General features: G+C 73.5%; 13 protein-coding genes. 9 read left to right on the forward strand and 4 right to left on the reverse strand.

Translation table 11 applies throughout. The features are described from left to right. The first annotated feature begins 51 nt into the window (after window positions 1–51). From GA0070611_RS26275 to GA0070611_RS26285, 3 genes are all read left to right on the forward strand, one after another. Complete coding sequence (locus tag GA0070611_RS26275; protein WP_197675803.1) at window positions 52–765, forward strand: cytidine deaminase; 714 nt, start codon at window positions 52–54, stop codon at window positions 763–765. A gap of 144 nt (window positions 766–909) precedes the next feature. Beyond that, on the forward strand, window positions 910–2,190 hold the full coding sequence (locus GA0070611_RS26280; RefSeq protein ID WP_091669938.1) for a thymidine phosphorylase: 1,281 nt from the start codon (window positions 910–912) through the stop codon (window positions 2,188–2,190). 101 nt (window positions 2,191–2,291) lie between these two features. Next, the gene (locus GA0070611_RS26285) at window positions 2,292–2,972 is read left to right on the forward strand and encodes a DUF4272 domain-containing protein (protein ID WP_091669941.1); all 681 of its coding nucleotides are present in this window, start codon (window positions 2,292–2,294) and stop codon (window positions 2,970–2,972) included. A gap of 4 nt (window positions 2,973–2,976) precedes the next feature. Here the strand turns inward: GA0070611_RS26285 and GA0070611_RS26290 are convergent, their stop codons facing one another. After that, window positions 2,977–3,693 (reverse strand): helix-turn-helix domain-containing protein, encoded by a 717-nt coding sequence (locus GA0070611_RS26290; protein WP_091669945.1) that lies wholly within the window; start codon window positions 3,691–3,693, stop codon window positions 2,977–2,979. 239 nt (window positions 3,694–3,932) lie between these two features. Between GA0070611_RS26290 and GA0070611_RS26295 the strand changes: the two genes are divergently transcribed. Together GA0070611_RS26295 and GA0070611_RS26300 are read left to right on the forward strand one after the other, a co-directional pair. Continuing rightward, entirely contained in the window at window positions 3,933–4,595 is a 663-nt protein-coding gene (locus tag GA0070611_RS26295) for a DUF4097 family beta strand repeat-containing protein (RefSeq protein ID WP_091669948.1), read from the forward strand. Between the two features lie 15 nt (window positions 4,596–4,610). Then, entirely contained in the window at window positions 4,611–5,429 is an 819-nt protein-coding gene (locus GA0070611_RS26300; protein ID WP_091669950.1) for an alpha/beta fold hydrolase, read from the forward strand. 14 nt (window positions 5,430–5,443) lie between these two features. On the opposite strand, the gene GA0070611_RS26305 is transcribed toward GA0070611_RS26300, so the two are convergent. Both GA0070611_RS26305 and GA0070611_RS26310 read right to left on the reverse strand, forming a co-directional pair. Further along, window positions 5,444–6,319, reverse strand: a complete 876-nt coding sequence (locus tag GA0070611_RS26305; RefSeq protein ID WP_091669953.1) for a putative RNA methyltransferase — start codon at window positions 6,317–6,319, stop codon at window positions 5,444–5,446. Between the two features lie 3 nt (window positions 6,320–6,322). Then, a complete protein-coding gene (locus tag GA0070611_RS26310; RefSeq protein WP_091673474.1) occupies window positions 6,323–6,736 on the reverse strand; it encodes a MarR family winged helix-turn-helix transcriptional regulator in 414 nt (137 codons plus the stop codon). Window positions 6,737–6,851: 115 nt separating this feature from the next. On the opposite strand from GA0070611_RS26310, the gene GA0070611_RS26315 reads away from it, so the two are divergent. Both GA0070611_RS26315 and GA0070611_RS26320 read left to right on the forward strand, forming a co-directional pair. Beyond that, window positions 6,852–7,265 (forward strand): PPOX class F420-dependent oxidoreductase, encoded by a 414-nt coding sequence (locus GA0070611_RS26315; RefSeq protein ID WP_091669956.1) that lies wholly within the window; start codon window positions 6,852–6,854, stop codon window positions 7,263–7,265. Between the two features lie 46 nt (window positions 7,266–7,311). Further along, complete coding sequence (locus tag GA0070611_RS26320; RefSeq protein ID WP_091669960.1) at window positions 7,312–8,388, forward strand: adenosine deaminase; 1,077 nt, start codon at window positions 7,312–7,314, stop codon at window positions 8,386–8,388. Between the two features lie 63 nt (window positions 8,389–8,451). Here the strand turns inward: GA0070611_RS26320 and GA0070611_RS32065 are convergent, their stop codons facing one another. Next, window positions 8,452–8,787: a hypothetical protein gene (locus tag GA0070611_RS32065; RefSeq protein WP_231921232.1), complete on the reverse strand. Its 336-nt coding sequence runs from the start codon at window positions 8,785–8,787 to the stop codon at window positions 8,452–8,454. Window positions 8,788–9,247: 460 nt separating this feature from the next. On the opposite strand from GA0070611_RS32065, the gene GA0070611_RS26330 reads away from it, so the two are divergent. Then, complete coding sequence (locus GA0070611_RS26330; protein ID WP_091669964.1) at window positions 9,248–12,874, forward strand: sensor histidine kinase; 3,627 nt, start codon at window positions 9,248–9,250, stop codon at window positions 12,872–12,874. Beyond that, window positions 12,871–13,275, forward strand: a complete 405-nt coding sequence (locus GA0070611_RS26335; protein WP_013731521.1) for a roadblock/LC7 domain-containing protein — start codon at window positions 12,871–12,873, stop codon at window positions 13,273–13,275. Before GA0070611_RS26330 ends, GA0070611_RS26335 begins: the two co-directional genes overlap by 4 nt. Window positions 13,276–13,341 lie beyond the last annotated feature (66 nt).

The following is a 13,341-nucleotide window of genomic DNA, read 5'->3' on the forward strand; positions in this document are numbered from 1 at the left end:
ACGGTCGTCTCCGCCGGCCGCACCGCGACCGATCGGCGTGAATTGGGCAGAATGGGGGACGTGATGGAGATCGACTGGGAGCGGCTGCGGGCCGCCGCCACCGAGGTCATGCGGCATGCGTACGTGCCCTACTCGAAGTTCCCGGTCGGGGCGGCCGCCCTGGTCGACGACGGCCGGGTGGTGGTCGGCTGCAACGTGGAGAACGCCGCGTACGGCGTGGTGCTCTGCGCCGAGTGCGGGGTGGTCTCGTCGCTGCACGCCACCGGCGGCGGCCGGATCGTCGCGCTCTCCTGCGTCGACGCCACCGGTGAGCCGCTGATGCCCTGCGGCCGCTGCCGGCAGCTGCTCTGGGAGCAGGGCGGCCCGGAGTGCCTGATCGAGGCCAAGGGCGGCCCGCTGCGGATGGCCGAGCTGCTGCCGCACGCCTTCGACGTCAAGGACATCGAGGCGGTGACCGGGGAGCACCCGGTGCCGGTGGTGCCGGACCGGCTGGCCTCCTGGCGGGGGCGGGGCACCGTCTTCGTGCACCCCGACCTCTCGGCCGGTCAGCAGGTCTGGACGGCCTACTGGGAGCGTTCGGCCGGGGACACCGAGGGCGCCGAGACCGGCGTGCTGGAGGAGGGCCCGACCTGGGGCGACCCGGCGGAGGCGATCACCTGGGGGCTGGCGCGGACGCCGCGCGTGGTGGTGGTGGACGCGTCGGGCACCATCTTCTGGGCAGGTGAGGGCGAGCCTCCGTTGGAGATCCCGGTGCGCTGGGGTTGAGCTGGTGGGATCGGGCCGAGGGTGCCCGGCTCCGGGCGGTCAGGCTTGATCCCTCCGCCGGTCACCCTCGGCCCGATCCGTCGGTGGTCACCGTGCCGGGATCGGGCCGGCGGTCTTGATTGATCTATTGATGGGAACTCAAAGGTGAGTGCTTTCACGGCGGTTGACGTCATCCGGGCGAAGCGCGACGGGGGTGTGCTGAGCGACGGGCAGATCGACTGGATGGTCGACGCGTACACCAAGGGGTTGGTGGCCGACGAGCAGATGTCGGCGCTGGCCATGGCGATCCTGCTGCGCGGTATGACCGGTCCGGAGATCGCCCGGTGGACCGCCGCGATGATCGCCAGCGGGGAGCGGCTGGACCTCTCGCCGGTGTCCCGGCCGACCGTCGACAAGCACTCCACCGGCGGCGTCGGTGACAAGATCACCCTGCCGCTGACCCCGCTGGTGGCCGCCTGCGGCGCGGCGGTGCCGCAGCTGAGCGGCCGGGGCCTCGGGCACACCGGCGGCACGCTGGACAAGCTGGAGTCCATCCCCGGCTGGCGGGCGGCGCTGAGCAACGACGAGTTCATCGCCCAGCTCCGCGACGTGGGGGCGGTGATCTGCGCGGCCGGCGCGGGGCTGGCCCCGGCCGACCGCAAGCTGTACGCGCTGCGCGACGTCACCGGCACCGTCGAGGCGATCCCGCTGATCGCCAGCTCGATCATGAGCAAGAAGATCGCCGAGGGCACCGGCGCGCTGGTGCTCGACGTGAAGGTCGGGTCCGGCGCGTTCATGAAGAACGTCGACGACGCCCGCGAGCTGGCCCGGACCATGGTCGAGCTGGGCAAGGCGCACGACGTCCGGACGGTCGCGCTGCTCACCGACATGTCCACCCCGCTCGGCCTGACCGTCGGCAACGCGGTCGAGGTGACCGAGTCGGTCGAGGTGCTGGCCGGTGGCGGCCCCGCCGACGTGGTGGAGCTGACCCTGGCGCTGGCCCGGGAGATGCTGACCGCGGCCGGCCTGCCGGACGCCGACCCGGAGGCGGCGCTGCGCGACGGCCGGGCGATGGACGCCTGGCGGTCGATGATCCGGGCGCAGGGCGGCGACCCGGACGCCCCGATGCCGGCCGCCAACGAGGTCGAGGTGGTCTGCGCGACCGACGACGGCTACGTCGCCGAGGTCGACGCGTACGCGATCGGGGTGGCGGCCTGGCGGCTGGGCGCCGGCCGGGCGCGCAAGGAGGACCCGGTGAGCATCCCGGCGGGCGTGGTGCTGCACAAGCGCCCCGGTGACCGGGTCCGGGTCGGCGAGCCGCTGTACGAGCTGCGCGCCGAGCACGCCGAGCGGATTCCCGCCGCGCTCGCCGAGGCGGAGCGGGCGGTCCGGATCGCGCCGGACGCCCCGACCACGACCCCGCTCGTCATCGAGCGGATCGGCTGATCGTTCGCGGTCATGGTGCGGTGCCGGTCGAGCGGCTATCCTCCCTGGCCAGGGGGAACCGACCGGTGCTGAGCCGTTGCGAGCAGACAGGGACCTGAGCCGTGCGCGTATCCGCCCCCGACCCCCGGGCCGTCCGTGAGGCGAGCCTCGACGAGCTGTCCCGGCTGGGCCTGCCGTTGCCGCCACCGCAGTTTCCGCTGGTCTGGGAGCCGGGCGACGAGATCGAGTTGCGGCCGACGGCCGAGATCGAGGCCCGGATCGCCGTGCTGCACGTGATCCTGGCGCGCTGCTTCGGCATGCCGGCGCAGGCGGCGATGAGCTGGCTGCTGGAGTCCCACCTGGTGGAGATGGTGACCCCGCCGGAGTGGCAGTTCGTGATGGGCGGCAAGGGCGACCACCGGTCCTTCGTGCTGCACCACGACGCGCTCTTCTCGCTGTCCTGGGTGCTCGGGCTGGCCAAGGAGCTGGACCCGACGGTGCCGGTGGACGCGCGGCTGGTGGAGCGGATGCCCAACCTGGTCGCGGGGGAGACCTTCGGCCAGTGGCGGGCCCGGATCCTGGCCGCCCCGCAGCACCCGGCCGACGCCGCCGCCCTGCTCGACCTGCACTACTGCCTCGACTGGGCCTACCTGGAGACCGAGGAGGCGGGCCGGGCGCTGCCCGGGCTGGTGGACGCCAACGCCATCGGGCAGCGCCGGTGGGCGCTGGAGTGGGCCGTGGTGCTGCGCGGGCCGTACCACGACGAGCCGCCCGGCTGGGAAGAGGTCGACCTCTCCACCTAGGCCCTCAGGCCGGTGGCCGCGTGCGCAGGACCTCGCGGGCCTGGTCGGCGGCCCGGATGATGCTCTCGCTGATGTAGTCGAGGAAGCGGGCGATGTTCTCCAGCCGGTGCGCGGCGGGCGTGTCCGGGCCGAGGACGGCGACGCCCCGCCGAGCGGTCTCGACGAGCTGGTCGTTGGCCCGGGCGCTGGCGACGGTCGCCTGGTAGAACAGCTCGTCGTCGACGACGTAGCGGTCGCGGCGGCGTTCGTCGCGTTCCCGGCGGACCAGGCTCTGGCCCTCCAGGAAGCTGATCGCCTTGGAGACGGACGCCGGGCTGACCCGGAGCTGCTGGGCCAGCTGCGCCGCGCTGAGGCTGCCCGCGTCGGTGGTGAAGAGGCAGGTCAGCACCCGGGCGGCCATTTTCGGCAGGCCGGAGGTCATCAGGACGGTGGTGAGACTGTCCGCCAACTCGGCCACCGCCTCGGCGTCACGCCCGGCCGGTTGGGGGGTGGCCGGCGCTCCGGTGGTGGTGGCGGGCCGGCGTCGGCGGGCACGGCGTTCGGTGGCCCGGTGGGCCAGCTCGGCGCGGTACGCGGTGGGGCCGCCGTTGCGCAGCACTTCCCGGGTGACCGTCGAGGTCGGACGGTCGAGGCGGCGGGCGATCTCGGCGTAGGGGAGGCTGTCGGCCAGCCCCAGGGCGATCTGCTGGCGCTCCTGCACGCTGAGCCTGCCTCCCGGCATCCCACTCTCCCCGGTCTCGTTGCGCGGTGCTGACGACTGCACCGCGGAGCATAGCGTTCACTCATCGTCCATTGCAATGTCGACGCCCCCGTCGTTGCATTATCGCCACACCCATCGCAACGATAAATAGGGCTTGAGCTGTATTTGCTCCGTCCCATCGCAACAAGCCTGTTGCCGCCCTATGGAAAGCAACGTAGCGTTTCCGATGTTGGAAAGAAGAGCGACAGAGGAGACCCGCGATGCGGAAGTTCGACACCCCCGGCCCGATCACCGCCGTCCTGGACGTCCCCGCCGGGCGGGTCCAGGTCATCGCCGCGGATCGCGCCGACACCACCGTCGAGGTGCGGCCCGGTGACGCCGGCAAGGCCGGCGACGTGCGGGCCGCCGACCGGACCACCGTCGAGTACGCCGACGGCGTGCTGCGGATCCACGCCGGACAGCCGAACCGGCTCCTCGGCCCCACCGGAGCTCTGGAGATCACCGTCCAGCTGCCGGCCGGCTCCCGGGTCGAGGTGAAGGCCGCCGGCATCGAGTTGCGCGGCGTGGGCCGCCTCGGTGACGTCGCCGTCGACGGGGCGTACCGCCAGATCAAGATCGACGAGGCCGGGCCGGTGCGGCTCTCCGCGATCGACGGTGACGTCGAGGTCGGCCGGCTCACCGGGCCGGCGCAGATCAGCACCGCCCGGGGCGACATCCGGATCACCGAGGCGGTACGCGGCACGGTCGTGCTGCGTACCGGGTCCGGCGACATCTCGGTCGGCGCCGCCGCCGGGGTCTCGGCCGCCCTGGACGCCGGCACCGGTCACGGCCGGGTCAGCAACGCCCTGCGCAACGACGGCACCACCGGGCTCGACATCCACGCCACCACCGACCGCGGCGACATCGTCGCCCGCAGCCTCTAGAAGGAGCGCGACACCATGACGAAGAACGACACGTCCGCGACCGGCTCGCGCTGGAGCGGCCTGGTGCCGGTCGAGGACACTGCGCTGGCCGTCACCGACACCGGCGGGCCGGGCGTCCCGGTGGTCTACCTCAACGGCCAGTTCGCCACCCAGGGGTACTGGCGACGGGTGATCGCCGACCTCGGGCCGGGCTGGCGGCACCTCACCTACGACGAGCGGGCCCGGGGCCGGTCGAAGCGGTCGGCGGACTACTCCTTCGCGGCGGCCGTCCGCGACGTCGACGCCGTGCTCGCCGCCCGGGGCGTGGACCGGGCGCTGGTGGCCGGCTGGTCCTACGGCGCGGTCGTCGCCGCGCACTGGGCGCAGCGCAACCCGCACCGGGCCATCGGCGCGGTCCTGGTCGACGGCGCGTTCCCGTACGACTGGCTGGACGAGGCCATGGAGCAGCGGATCCGCAAGCTGTTCCGCCGGCTGAACCTCGTCCTGCCGCTGCTGCGCCCGACCGGCCTGGCACCCCGGATGAGCGCCGCCCAGCAGGCCGAGAGCAACATCGAACTCGGCCGGCTGTCCCGGGTGCGCGAGCTGGGCCCGGTGCTGGACGCGATCACCGTCCCGACCCGGTACGTGGTGGCCTCGGGGGTCTCCTTCGGTAGCCACGGCGACGAGCAGGAACGCATCCGCACCAGCCTGGACGCGGTGACCGCCGGCAACCCGAACATCAAGGTCAGCGCGAAGGTGGCCAGTAACCACGGCGCGCTGCTCAAGAAGGACTACGCCGCGATCACCGCGGCCGTCCGCGAGGTCGCCGGGCTCGACCCGGCGGGTCGTGGCTGAGGCCGGGGCCGCGATCAGGCAGGTGGGCGCGGCCGGTGCACGCCGAGCCGGACGGCGAGGGTCACCGGCACCGGCTCGGGCAGCGCCCCGATCCGCCCGGCGAGCCGCTCCGGGTCGGTGTGCCAGGCGCTCGGGCCCATGCCGACCAGGGCGGAGACCTCGGCGCGGGTGAGCCGCAGCCGGGCCCGGTGCACGCCCGTCGACTCCTCGGTGAAGCGCCGGCCCAGGCTGTCGGCGACCCGGTCGGCCTTGGCCGGGTCCACCCGGAGCAGGTCGAGCGCGTCGACCAGCTCGGTCAGGTGGTCGGCGGCGGGGGTGACCACCAGCAGCGCCCCCGCCGGGTCGAGCACCCGGTGGAACTCCGGCCCGTTGCGCGGCGCGAAGACGTTCAGCAGCACGGTGGTGGAGCCGTCGGCCAGCGGCAGCCGCTGCCAGGTGTCGGCGAGCGCCGCCGCCGCCCGGGGGTGCGCGCGGGCGGCGCGGCGCAGCGCCGGCTTGGAGACGTCCAGGGCGAGGCCGGCGGCGTCCGGCAGCGCCGCCAGCACCGTGGCGAGGTAATGGCCCGTGCCGGCGCCGGGCTCCACCACCAGGGGGTACGCGTCACCGCCCGCCCCGGCGCCGGACACCACCTCGCGGGCGGCGTCGGCCAGCGCGGCGGCCACGGTGTCGTAGTGCCCGGCGGCGAGGAAGTCGGCGCGGGCGGCCACCATCGCGGCGCTGTCCCCGCTGTGCGGGGCCCGGCCGGCGAGCAGGTTCACGTACCCCTGGCGGGCGATGTCGAAGCTGTGCCGGCGCGGGCAGCGCAGCGTGTGCGCGGTGCCGGCCGTGGCCCCGGCCAGCGGCTCGGTGCAGACCGGACAGCGCAGCCGGGTCACGATGCGGGCGTCCATGCCTCAGCCCTCCCGCCCGGGACGGCGGGCGAGCCGGCCGACCACCCGGTGGGTCAGCGCGCCGAGCGCCTCGATCTCCTCGGGGGTGAGCAGGTCGACGAGATGCCGGCGGACCGCGGCGACGTGGCCGGGCGCGGCGGCTTCGAGGGCGCGCCGGCCGGCCGGGGTCAGCGTGACGATCGAGCCCCGGCCGTCGGCCGCGCACTCCTCCCGGGTGACCAGGCCACGGTGCTGCATCCGGGACAGGTGGTGGGAGAGCCGGCTGCGGGACCAGAGCATCCGGTCGGCCAGCTCGCTGAGCCGTAGCCGCTGGTCGGGGGTCTCGGAGAGGTCGGAGAGGACGTCGTAGTCCGGCTCGGAGAGGCCGGCGTCCTGCATCAGCTCCCGGGCCAGCTCCAGGTCGAGCAGGCGGCGCATGCGGCGGTAGCCGCGCCAGGCGCGTTCCTCCCGCTCGTCCAGCCACCGCGTGTCCACACCGCCGATCCTAGCCGAATGGTTGACATGTCACCGACCCCGCCCTAGCGTCGATGACATGTCAACCAACCTGTGGGAGCTGTTCGGCGCACGGGGGCGCGGCGTGCTGGTCACCCTGCGCCGCGACGGCCGACCGCAGCTGTCCAACGTCGACTATCTGGCCGAGCCGGGCCTGCTCCGCTGCTCGACCACCGACGGCCGGGCCAAGGTGCGCAACCTGCGCCGCGACCCGCGGGCCAGCTTCCACGTGAGCACCCCGGACGGCGGGGCGTACGCGGTGGCCGAGGGCACCGTCACGCTCACCCCACCGGCGACGGCCACCGATGACGCCACGGTCGAGGAGCTGGTCGAGGTCTACCGGCGCATCCGGGGGGAGCACCCCGACTGGGCGGACTACCGGGCGGCCATGGTGGCGGACGGCCGGCTGGTGATCCGCCTCGCCGTCGAGCGGGTCTACGGCTGGCGACCCTGACCGGTCCCGTGCCGGGGCCTCGACCAGCGGTGACTAATGTCTGAGCATGGTCGCAATCTCGTACGAGGACATCGTCAAGGTCCCGAAGGCGCTGCTGCACGATCACCTCGACGGCGGCCTGCGGCCCGCGACGATCGTCGAGCTGGCCGCCGAGGCCGGCCACGAACTGCCCACCACCGACCCGGAGGCGCTCGGCCGCTGGTTCGCCGAGGCGGCGAACTCCGGCTCGCTGGAGCGCTACCTGGAGACCTTCGCGCACACGGTGGCGGTCATGCAGACCGCGCCGGCGCTGCGCCGGGTCGCCCGCGAGTGCGCGCTCGACCTGGCCGCCGACGGCGTGGTCTACGCCGAGGTCCGGTTCGCCCCCGAGCAGCACCTGGAGCAGAACCTCACCCTGGACGAGGTGGTCGAGGCGGTGGTGGCGGGCTTCGTCGAGGGCAGCGCGCAGGCCGCCGAGGCCGGCAACCCGATCCGGGTCGGCACCCTGCTGACCGCGATGCGGCACGCCGCCCGGTCCCAGGAGATCGCCGAGCTGGCCGTCCGGCACCGGGACACCGGGGTGGTCGGCTTCGACATCGCCGGCGCGGAGGCCGGCTTCCCGCCCACCCGGCACCTGGACGCCTTCGAGTACCTCCAGCGGGAGAACTTCCACTTCACCATCCACGCCGGCGAGGCGTTCGGGTTGCCGTCGATCTGGCAGGCGATCCAGTGGTGCGGCGCCGACCGGCTGGGCCACGGCGTACGCATCGTCGACGACATCACCCCGGGCGAGTCGCCGGTGCTCGGCCGGCTGGCCGCGTACGTGCGGGACAAGCGCATCCCGCTGGAGCTCTGCCCGTCGTCGAACGTGCAGACCGGGGCGGCGGCGTCGATCGCCGACCACCCGATCGGGCTGCTCCGGGACCTGCGCTTCCGGGTGACCGTCAACACCGACAACCGGCTGATGAGCGGCACCTCGATGTCCCGGGAGATGGCGCTGCTGGTGGACGCCTTCGGCTACGGCTGGAAGGAACTCCAGTGGTTCACCATCAACGCGATGAAGAGCGCCTTCATCCCGTTCGACGAGCGGCTGCGGATCATCGACGAGGTGATCAAGCCGGCGTACGCCAAGCTGCTCGGCTGACCGGCGGGGGCCGTCCCGGGCGAGCGCGGTGGCCGTGGGCCACCGTGCCGCCGTGGGCCGCCCTCAGGCGTGCGGGTGGCCGGCGAGCAGGTCGGCCACCCGGCGCAGCACCTCGCGGGCCCGGGCCGCCTCGGCGCCCAGCCCGGTCTGCCGGCGCAGGATCGCCGGCTCGGCGCGTAGCAGCGCCACCCCCCGACTGATCAGCACCCGGGGTGCCTTGCGCTGCTCGGCGAGGTCGCGGGCCAGCCGCCGGACGAAGGTGGCCCCGCGCGGCCGGCGCAGCGCGTACGCCCCGGCCAGCAGGCCCTGCCGGCGGCACTCCGCGACGATCTCGGCGGCGAAGATCCCTTCGGCGACGAAAATTGGCGACCCGGTCACGTCGAATGGCCGGCTGGCCACCCGCCGGTCCGCACCGATCGCATAAACCGGCACTTCGGCCTTGCCGTCCCGGGCCAATCGGGCAATGGTTTCCACCGCTGAGTGGGCGTCCCAGGACAACGGGGATTCCCAGTCCACCTGTCCGTTTCGACGCGGACACGTAGGGTCATCGCCGTCCTTGTAGAAGTCGTCCAGGCAGAGCACGGGAAGTCCGGTTCGATGCGCGATATACGACTTTCCCGAGCCGGAAGGGCCGGCGAGCAGGACGACGCGGTGAGGGTGTTCCATTACCTTGAGTGACTCCGGCCAGACGGATTGCTATCAAATTGCATCAACATCTCATCACACCCTCCGCAAGGGCCAACCTGGGCTTTCTCTTTGCGAGGCGGCGTGATGGAATCTCGGAGGTCCGACCCGCCGGGTCGGTCGCTCGGCGTTGCCCAGAGGCGACGTCCGGACGCGGTAATGCGAGGGCGGTGACGTGAGCAAACGGCCAACGACGGCGGGCTCCTTCCTGTCGCGTCTGCGCCGGCCGGCCAGCCGGCTCCGCGACATGCCGATCTGGTCCAAGCTCGGTCTGATCATGATCGTGCCGACCATCGCCACGGTCGTGGTGGGCACCAGCGGTCTGGTCGACCACCTGCAGACGCTCAACAATGCCAACCGGGCCGGCGACCTGGCCAACCTCATCGGCTACTCCGGTGACCTGGTTGACACCCTGCAGGACGAGCGGGTGGCGGCCGTGCTGTGGCTCGGCTCGAACAAGGTTCAGCCCAGGGCCCAGTACCAGGAGGCCTACAACCGGGCCAACCAGCGGGTCGACCAGGCGAAGACGCCGTACTCCCAGCAGCGGCAGACCGTCGACAACCTGCCGCGCAGCTTCGAGGTCCTGCTCGGCAAGGTCGACCAGAGTCTCGCCGACCTGCCGGGCACCCGGAGCCAGGTGCTGAACGGCAAGCTGAGCACCAGCGACGCGCAGAACACCTACGTCGTCCTGATCAACGACCTGCTCGCGATCCGCGACTCGGCCACCCAGCTCGCCGGTGACAACGACCTGAGCGACCGGATGCGTACCGCCGCGGCGGTGGCCCACCAGAAGGAATACCTGGCCCAACGCCGGGTGGTGGTCCACTCGGCGCTCCAGCTGAACAGCCTCACGCCCGCGCTGCGCGAGGAGTACATCGCCACCGGCACCGGCCAGGACCAGGCGCTGCAGAGCTTCAAGGCGGTCGCCAGCCAGGAGGAGGCCGAGTTCTACGACCAGACGGTCTCCGGCCCCGACCTGCGCGAGTCCACCACGTACCAGCGGCAGATCAGCAGCAACCTCGACGACAAGCTCACCAACCTCAAGTTCGGCCCGGACCAGTGGGACGCGGCCATGGTCGCCAACACCGAGCTGATCCGCAGGGTCGAGTCGAGGCTCGACGGCAACGCCGTCCGGCAGGCCGAGAACCTCCGCTCCGACGTGCAGCGCCAGGTGTTCCTGGAGACCGGCCTGCTGCTCAGCATGCTGCTGCTGGCGATCCTCTTCGCGTACCTGGTCGCCCGCTCGATGGCCCGCTCGCTGCGCGACCTGCGCCAGGGCGCGCTCTCGGTGGCCCAGTACGGCCTGCCGCAGGCGGTGGCCCGGCTGCGTGACCCGCAGGTCACCGGCCAGCTCTCGGCGGTGCAGCTGGCGAACCAGATCGCCGAGCCGCTGCCGGTCCGGAGCAAGGACGAGTTCGGCCAGGTGACCGAGGCGTTCAACGCCGTCCACCTGGAGGCGGTCCGGACCGCGGCCGAGCAGGCCGCCCTGCGTGCCTCCGTCGCGACCATGTTCGTCAACCTGGCCCGCCGTTCGCAGATCCTGGTCGACCGCCTGATCGGTCACCTCGACCGGTTGGAGCGCGGCGAGGAGGACCCGGACCGGCTGGCCGAGCTGTTCCAGCTCGACCACCTGGCCACCCGGATGCGCCGCAACGACGAGAACCTGCTGGTCCTCGCCGGTGCGGACTCCACCCGCGTGCAGCGCGAGCCGGCCGCCCTGATCGACGTGCTGCGCGCCGCCCAGTCCGAGGTCGAGCACTACACCCGGATCGAGTTCGGGATCATCGACCGGGACATCGAGATCTCCGCGCACGCGGTCAACGACCTGGTGCACCTGGTCGCCGAGCTGTTCGACAACGCCACCGCCTTCTCGCCGCCGGACTCGCACGTCATGGTCGAGGCCCGGCGGGTGGGCGACCGAGCCTCCCTCTACGTCGAGGACCGGGGCATCGGCATCGGTCCGGAGCAGCTGCGCGACCTCAACGAGCGGCTCTCCACGCCGCCCCAGGTCGACGTGGCGGTCTCCCGGATGATGGGCCTGGTCGTGGTCGCCCGGCTGGCGTCCCGGCACGGCGTCAAGGTCGAGCTGCGGCCCGGCGTCGACCGGGGCACCGTGGCCGACGTCACCCTGCCCCCGTCGGTCCTGGTGCCGCGCGCCCTCTCCGGTCGCGGCATGCCCGGTGCGCCCGCCCTCCCGGCCGCCAACCCGGCCCCGCAGCAGGGCGGTCCGACCCCGGCCTTCGGCGCGCTGGCCGCCCTCGGCAACGGCCCGCACACCCCGCCGCCGGCCTCGCGTCCGGGAGCGTCGGGCAACCAGGTCACCCTGGGCGGCCGCGCCTTCGACCCGGCGCCGCGCAACGGCTCCGGCGCGCCGGCCACCCCGGGTGGCGCGCGCTCGATGCCGGCCTGGTCCGACCTCACCGGCGCCGGCCCGCTCTCCGGTGGTGACACCTTCGGTGGCCGTCCGTCCAACGGGCAGCAGTTCGACCCGCTGCCGCAGCGGCGCAACCCGGCCGAGGGCGACCCGGCCAGCACCGGCCAGCAGCCGGCCATCCCGCGGCAGCTGCCGAGCAGCCCGGAGGCGCGGCCGTACAACCCGCCGCCGGTGTCGGCCCCGCCGGTCCCGCCGGTCTCCGCCCCGCCGCTGCCGCCGGTCTCCGGCGTGCCGGTGTCGGCCAGCCCGGTCTCCGCCCAACCCGTCTCGGGTCACCCGGTCTCGGGCCAGCCGGTCTCGGGTCACCCGGTGTCCGGTCAGCCGGTCTCGGGTTACCCGGTCTCGGGCCAGCCGGTCTCCGGTTACCCGGTGTCCGCCGCGCCCGCCCCGGGACAGCCCGTCTCGGTGCCGCCGGCGAACCAGCTGCCGTCGCGTCCCGTTCCGCAGGCCGGGCCGGCGAGCGCCGGTGCCCCGCCGGTCTGGCCCCCCGTGGCCGCGCCGGATCCGGCCGCCCCGCCGGTGCCGGAGCGCCTGGCGGCCGGTCTGGACATGACCACCGAGCTGCCCCGGGTCACCCGTGCCGAGACGCCGCCGGTCACCCCGCCGCCGGCGGTCAGCCGTCCGGCGGCCGCGCCGGCCCCCCGGCCGGCCACCCAGCCGCAGCAGGCGGGCAACCGCCAGCGGTACGCGGACGAGACGATGGAGCTGCCGATCTTCCGGGAGCTGGAGTCGGCCTGGTTCCGTACCCGTCGGCCGGGTCCGAACGAGGAGTCGGCCGCGCCCGCCCCGGCCGCTCCGGCCGTGCCCGCCGCGTCCGGCAACGGAGCCGCCGCGACCCAGCAGTTCGCCCGGGTCGACACCACCGGTCGGGCCGTCCCGCAGCCAACACCCGCGACGACAGGTAACACGCCGATGGCACACACTCCGGCGGCCGGCGGAGCGCCGCGTGAGAACGGATCGGCGAACGGGGGCGGCCGGCCCGGGTTCGCCGAGGCGCTGCCCAATCGACGGACGCAGCAGCCCCAGTCGCCCGGCTGGCAGACCGCGGCCGACGACGGCTGGAAGGCGGCCTCGGCGGCCACCGAGGTGCCGGTCGCGGAGACCACCCAGAAGGGCCTGCCCAAGCGGACGCCGATGGCGCAGCTCGTGCCGGGCGGCATCGACAAGCCGACCACGTCGGTGCAGCGCCGGACGCCGGAAGGCGTACGGGGTCTGCTCTCGGCCTACCATCGGGGCGTGCAGCGGGGGCGTAACCACCCGTCCGACAGCAACTCGGCCGGCCCGGAGGGGACTCCGGGCGGGCAGCAGTCCTCGCAGTCTGGCTCAGGCCCGGTGGCCGGGAGCGGGCAGAAGGAGCAACAAGGATGACTAGTACGCAGGATCTCGGATGGCTGCTCGCCAACTTCGCCGACCGGGTGCCGGGCGTGGCGCACGCGGTCGCGGTCTCCGCCGACGGCCTGCTCCTCGCCTCGTCCCGTGACCTTCCTCGGGACCGCGCGGATCAGCTCGCGGCGATCGCGTCCGGCCTGGTCAGCCTGACCCAGGGCGCGGCGCGGTGCTTCGAGGGTGGAGCGGTGCTGCAGACCGTGGTCGAGATGGACAACGGCTTCCTGTTCCTGATGTCGATCTCCGACGGCTCGTCGTTCGCGGTCCTGGCGGCGCGCAGCTGCGACGTCGGCCAGGTCGGGTACGAGATGGCCCTGCTGGTCGACCGGGTGGGCGACGCCCTGACCCCACAGCCGCGTACGGCTGTGGGGATGATGGGCTGAACGACGCGCTGACCGGTGGGTCAGGAGCGGCAACAAACACGACAACGACGGATGCCACCGGAGCGA

Origin of the sequence: Micromonospora auratinigra, from assembly GCF_900089595.1 — a bacterium.
Taxonomy (GTDB): domain Bacteria; phylum Actinomycetota; class Actinomycetes; order Mycobacteriales; family Micromonosporaceae; genus Micromonospora; species Micromonospora auratinigra.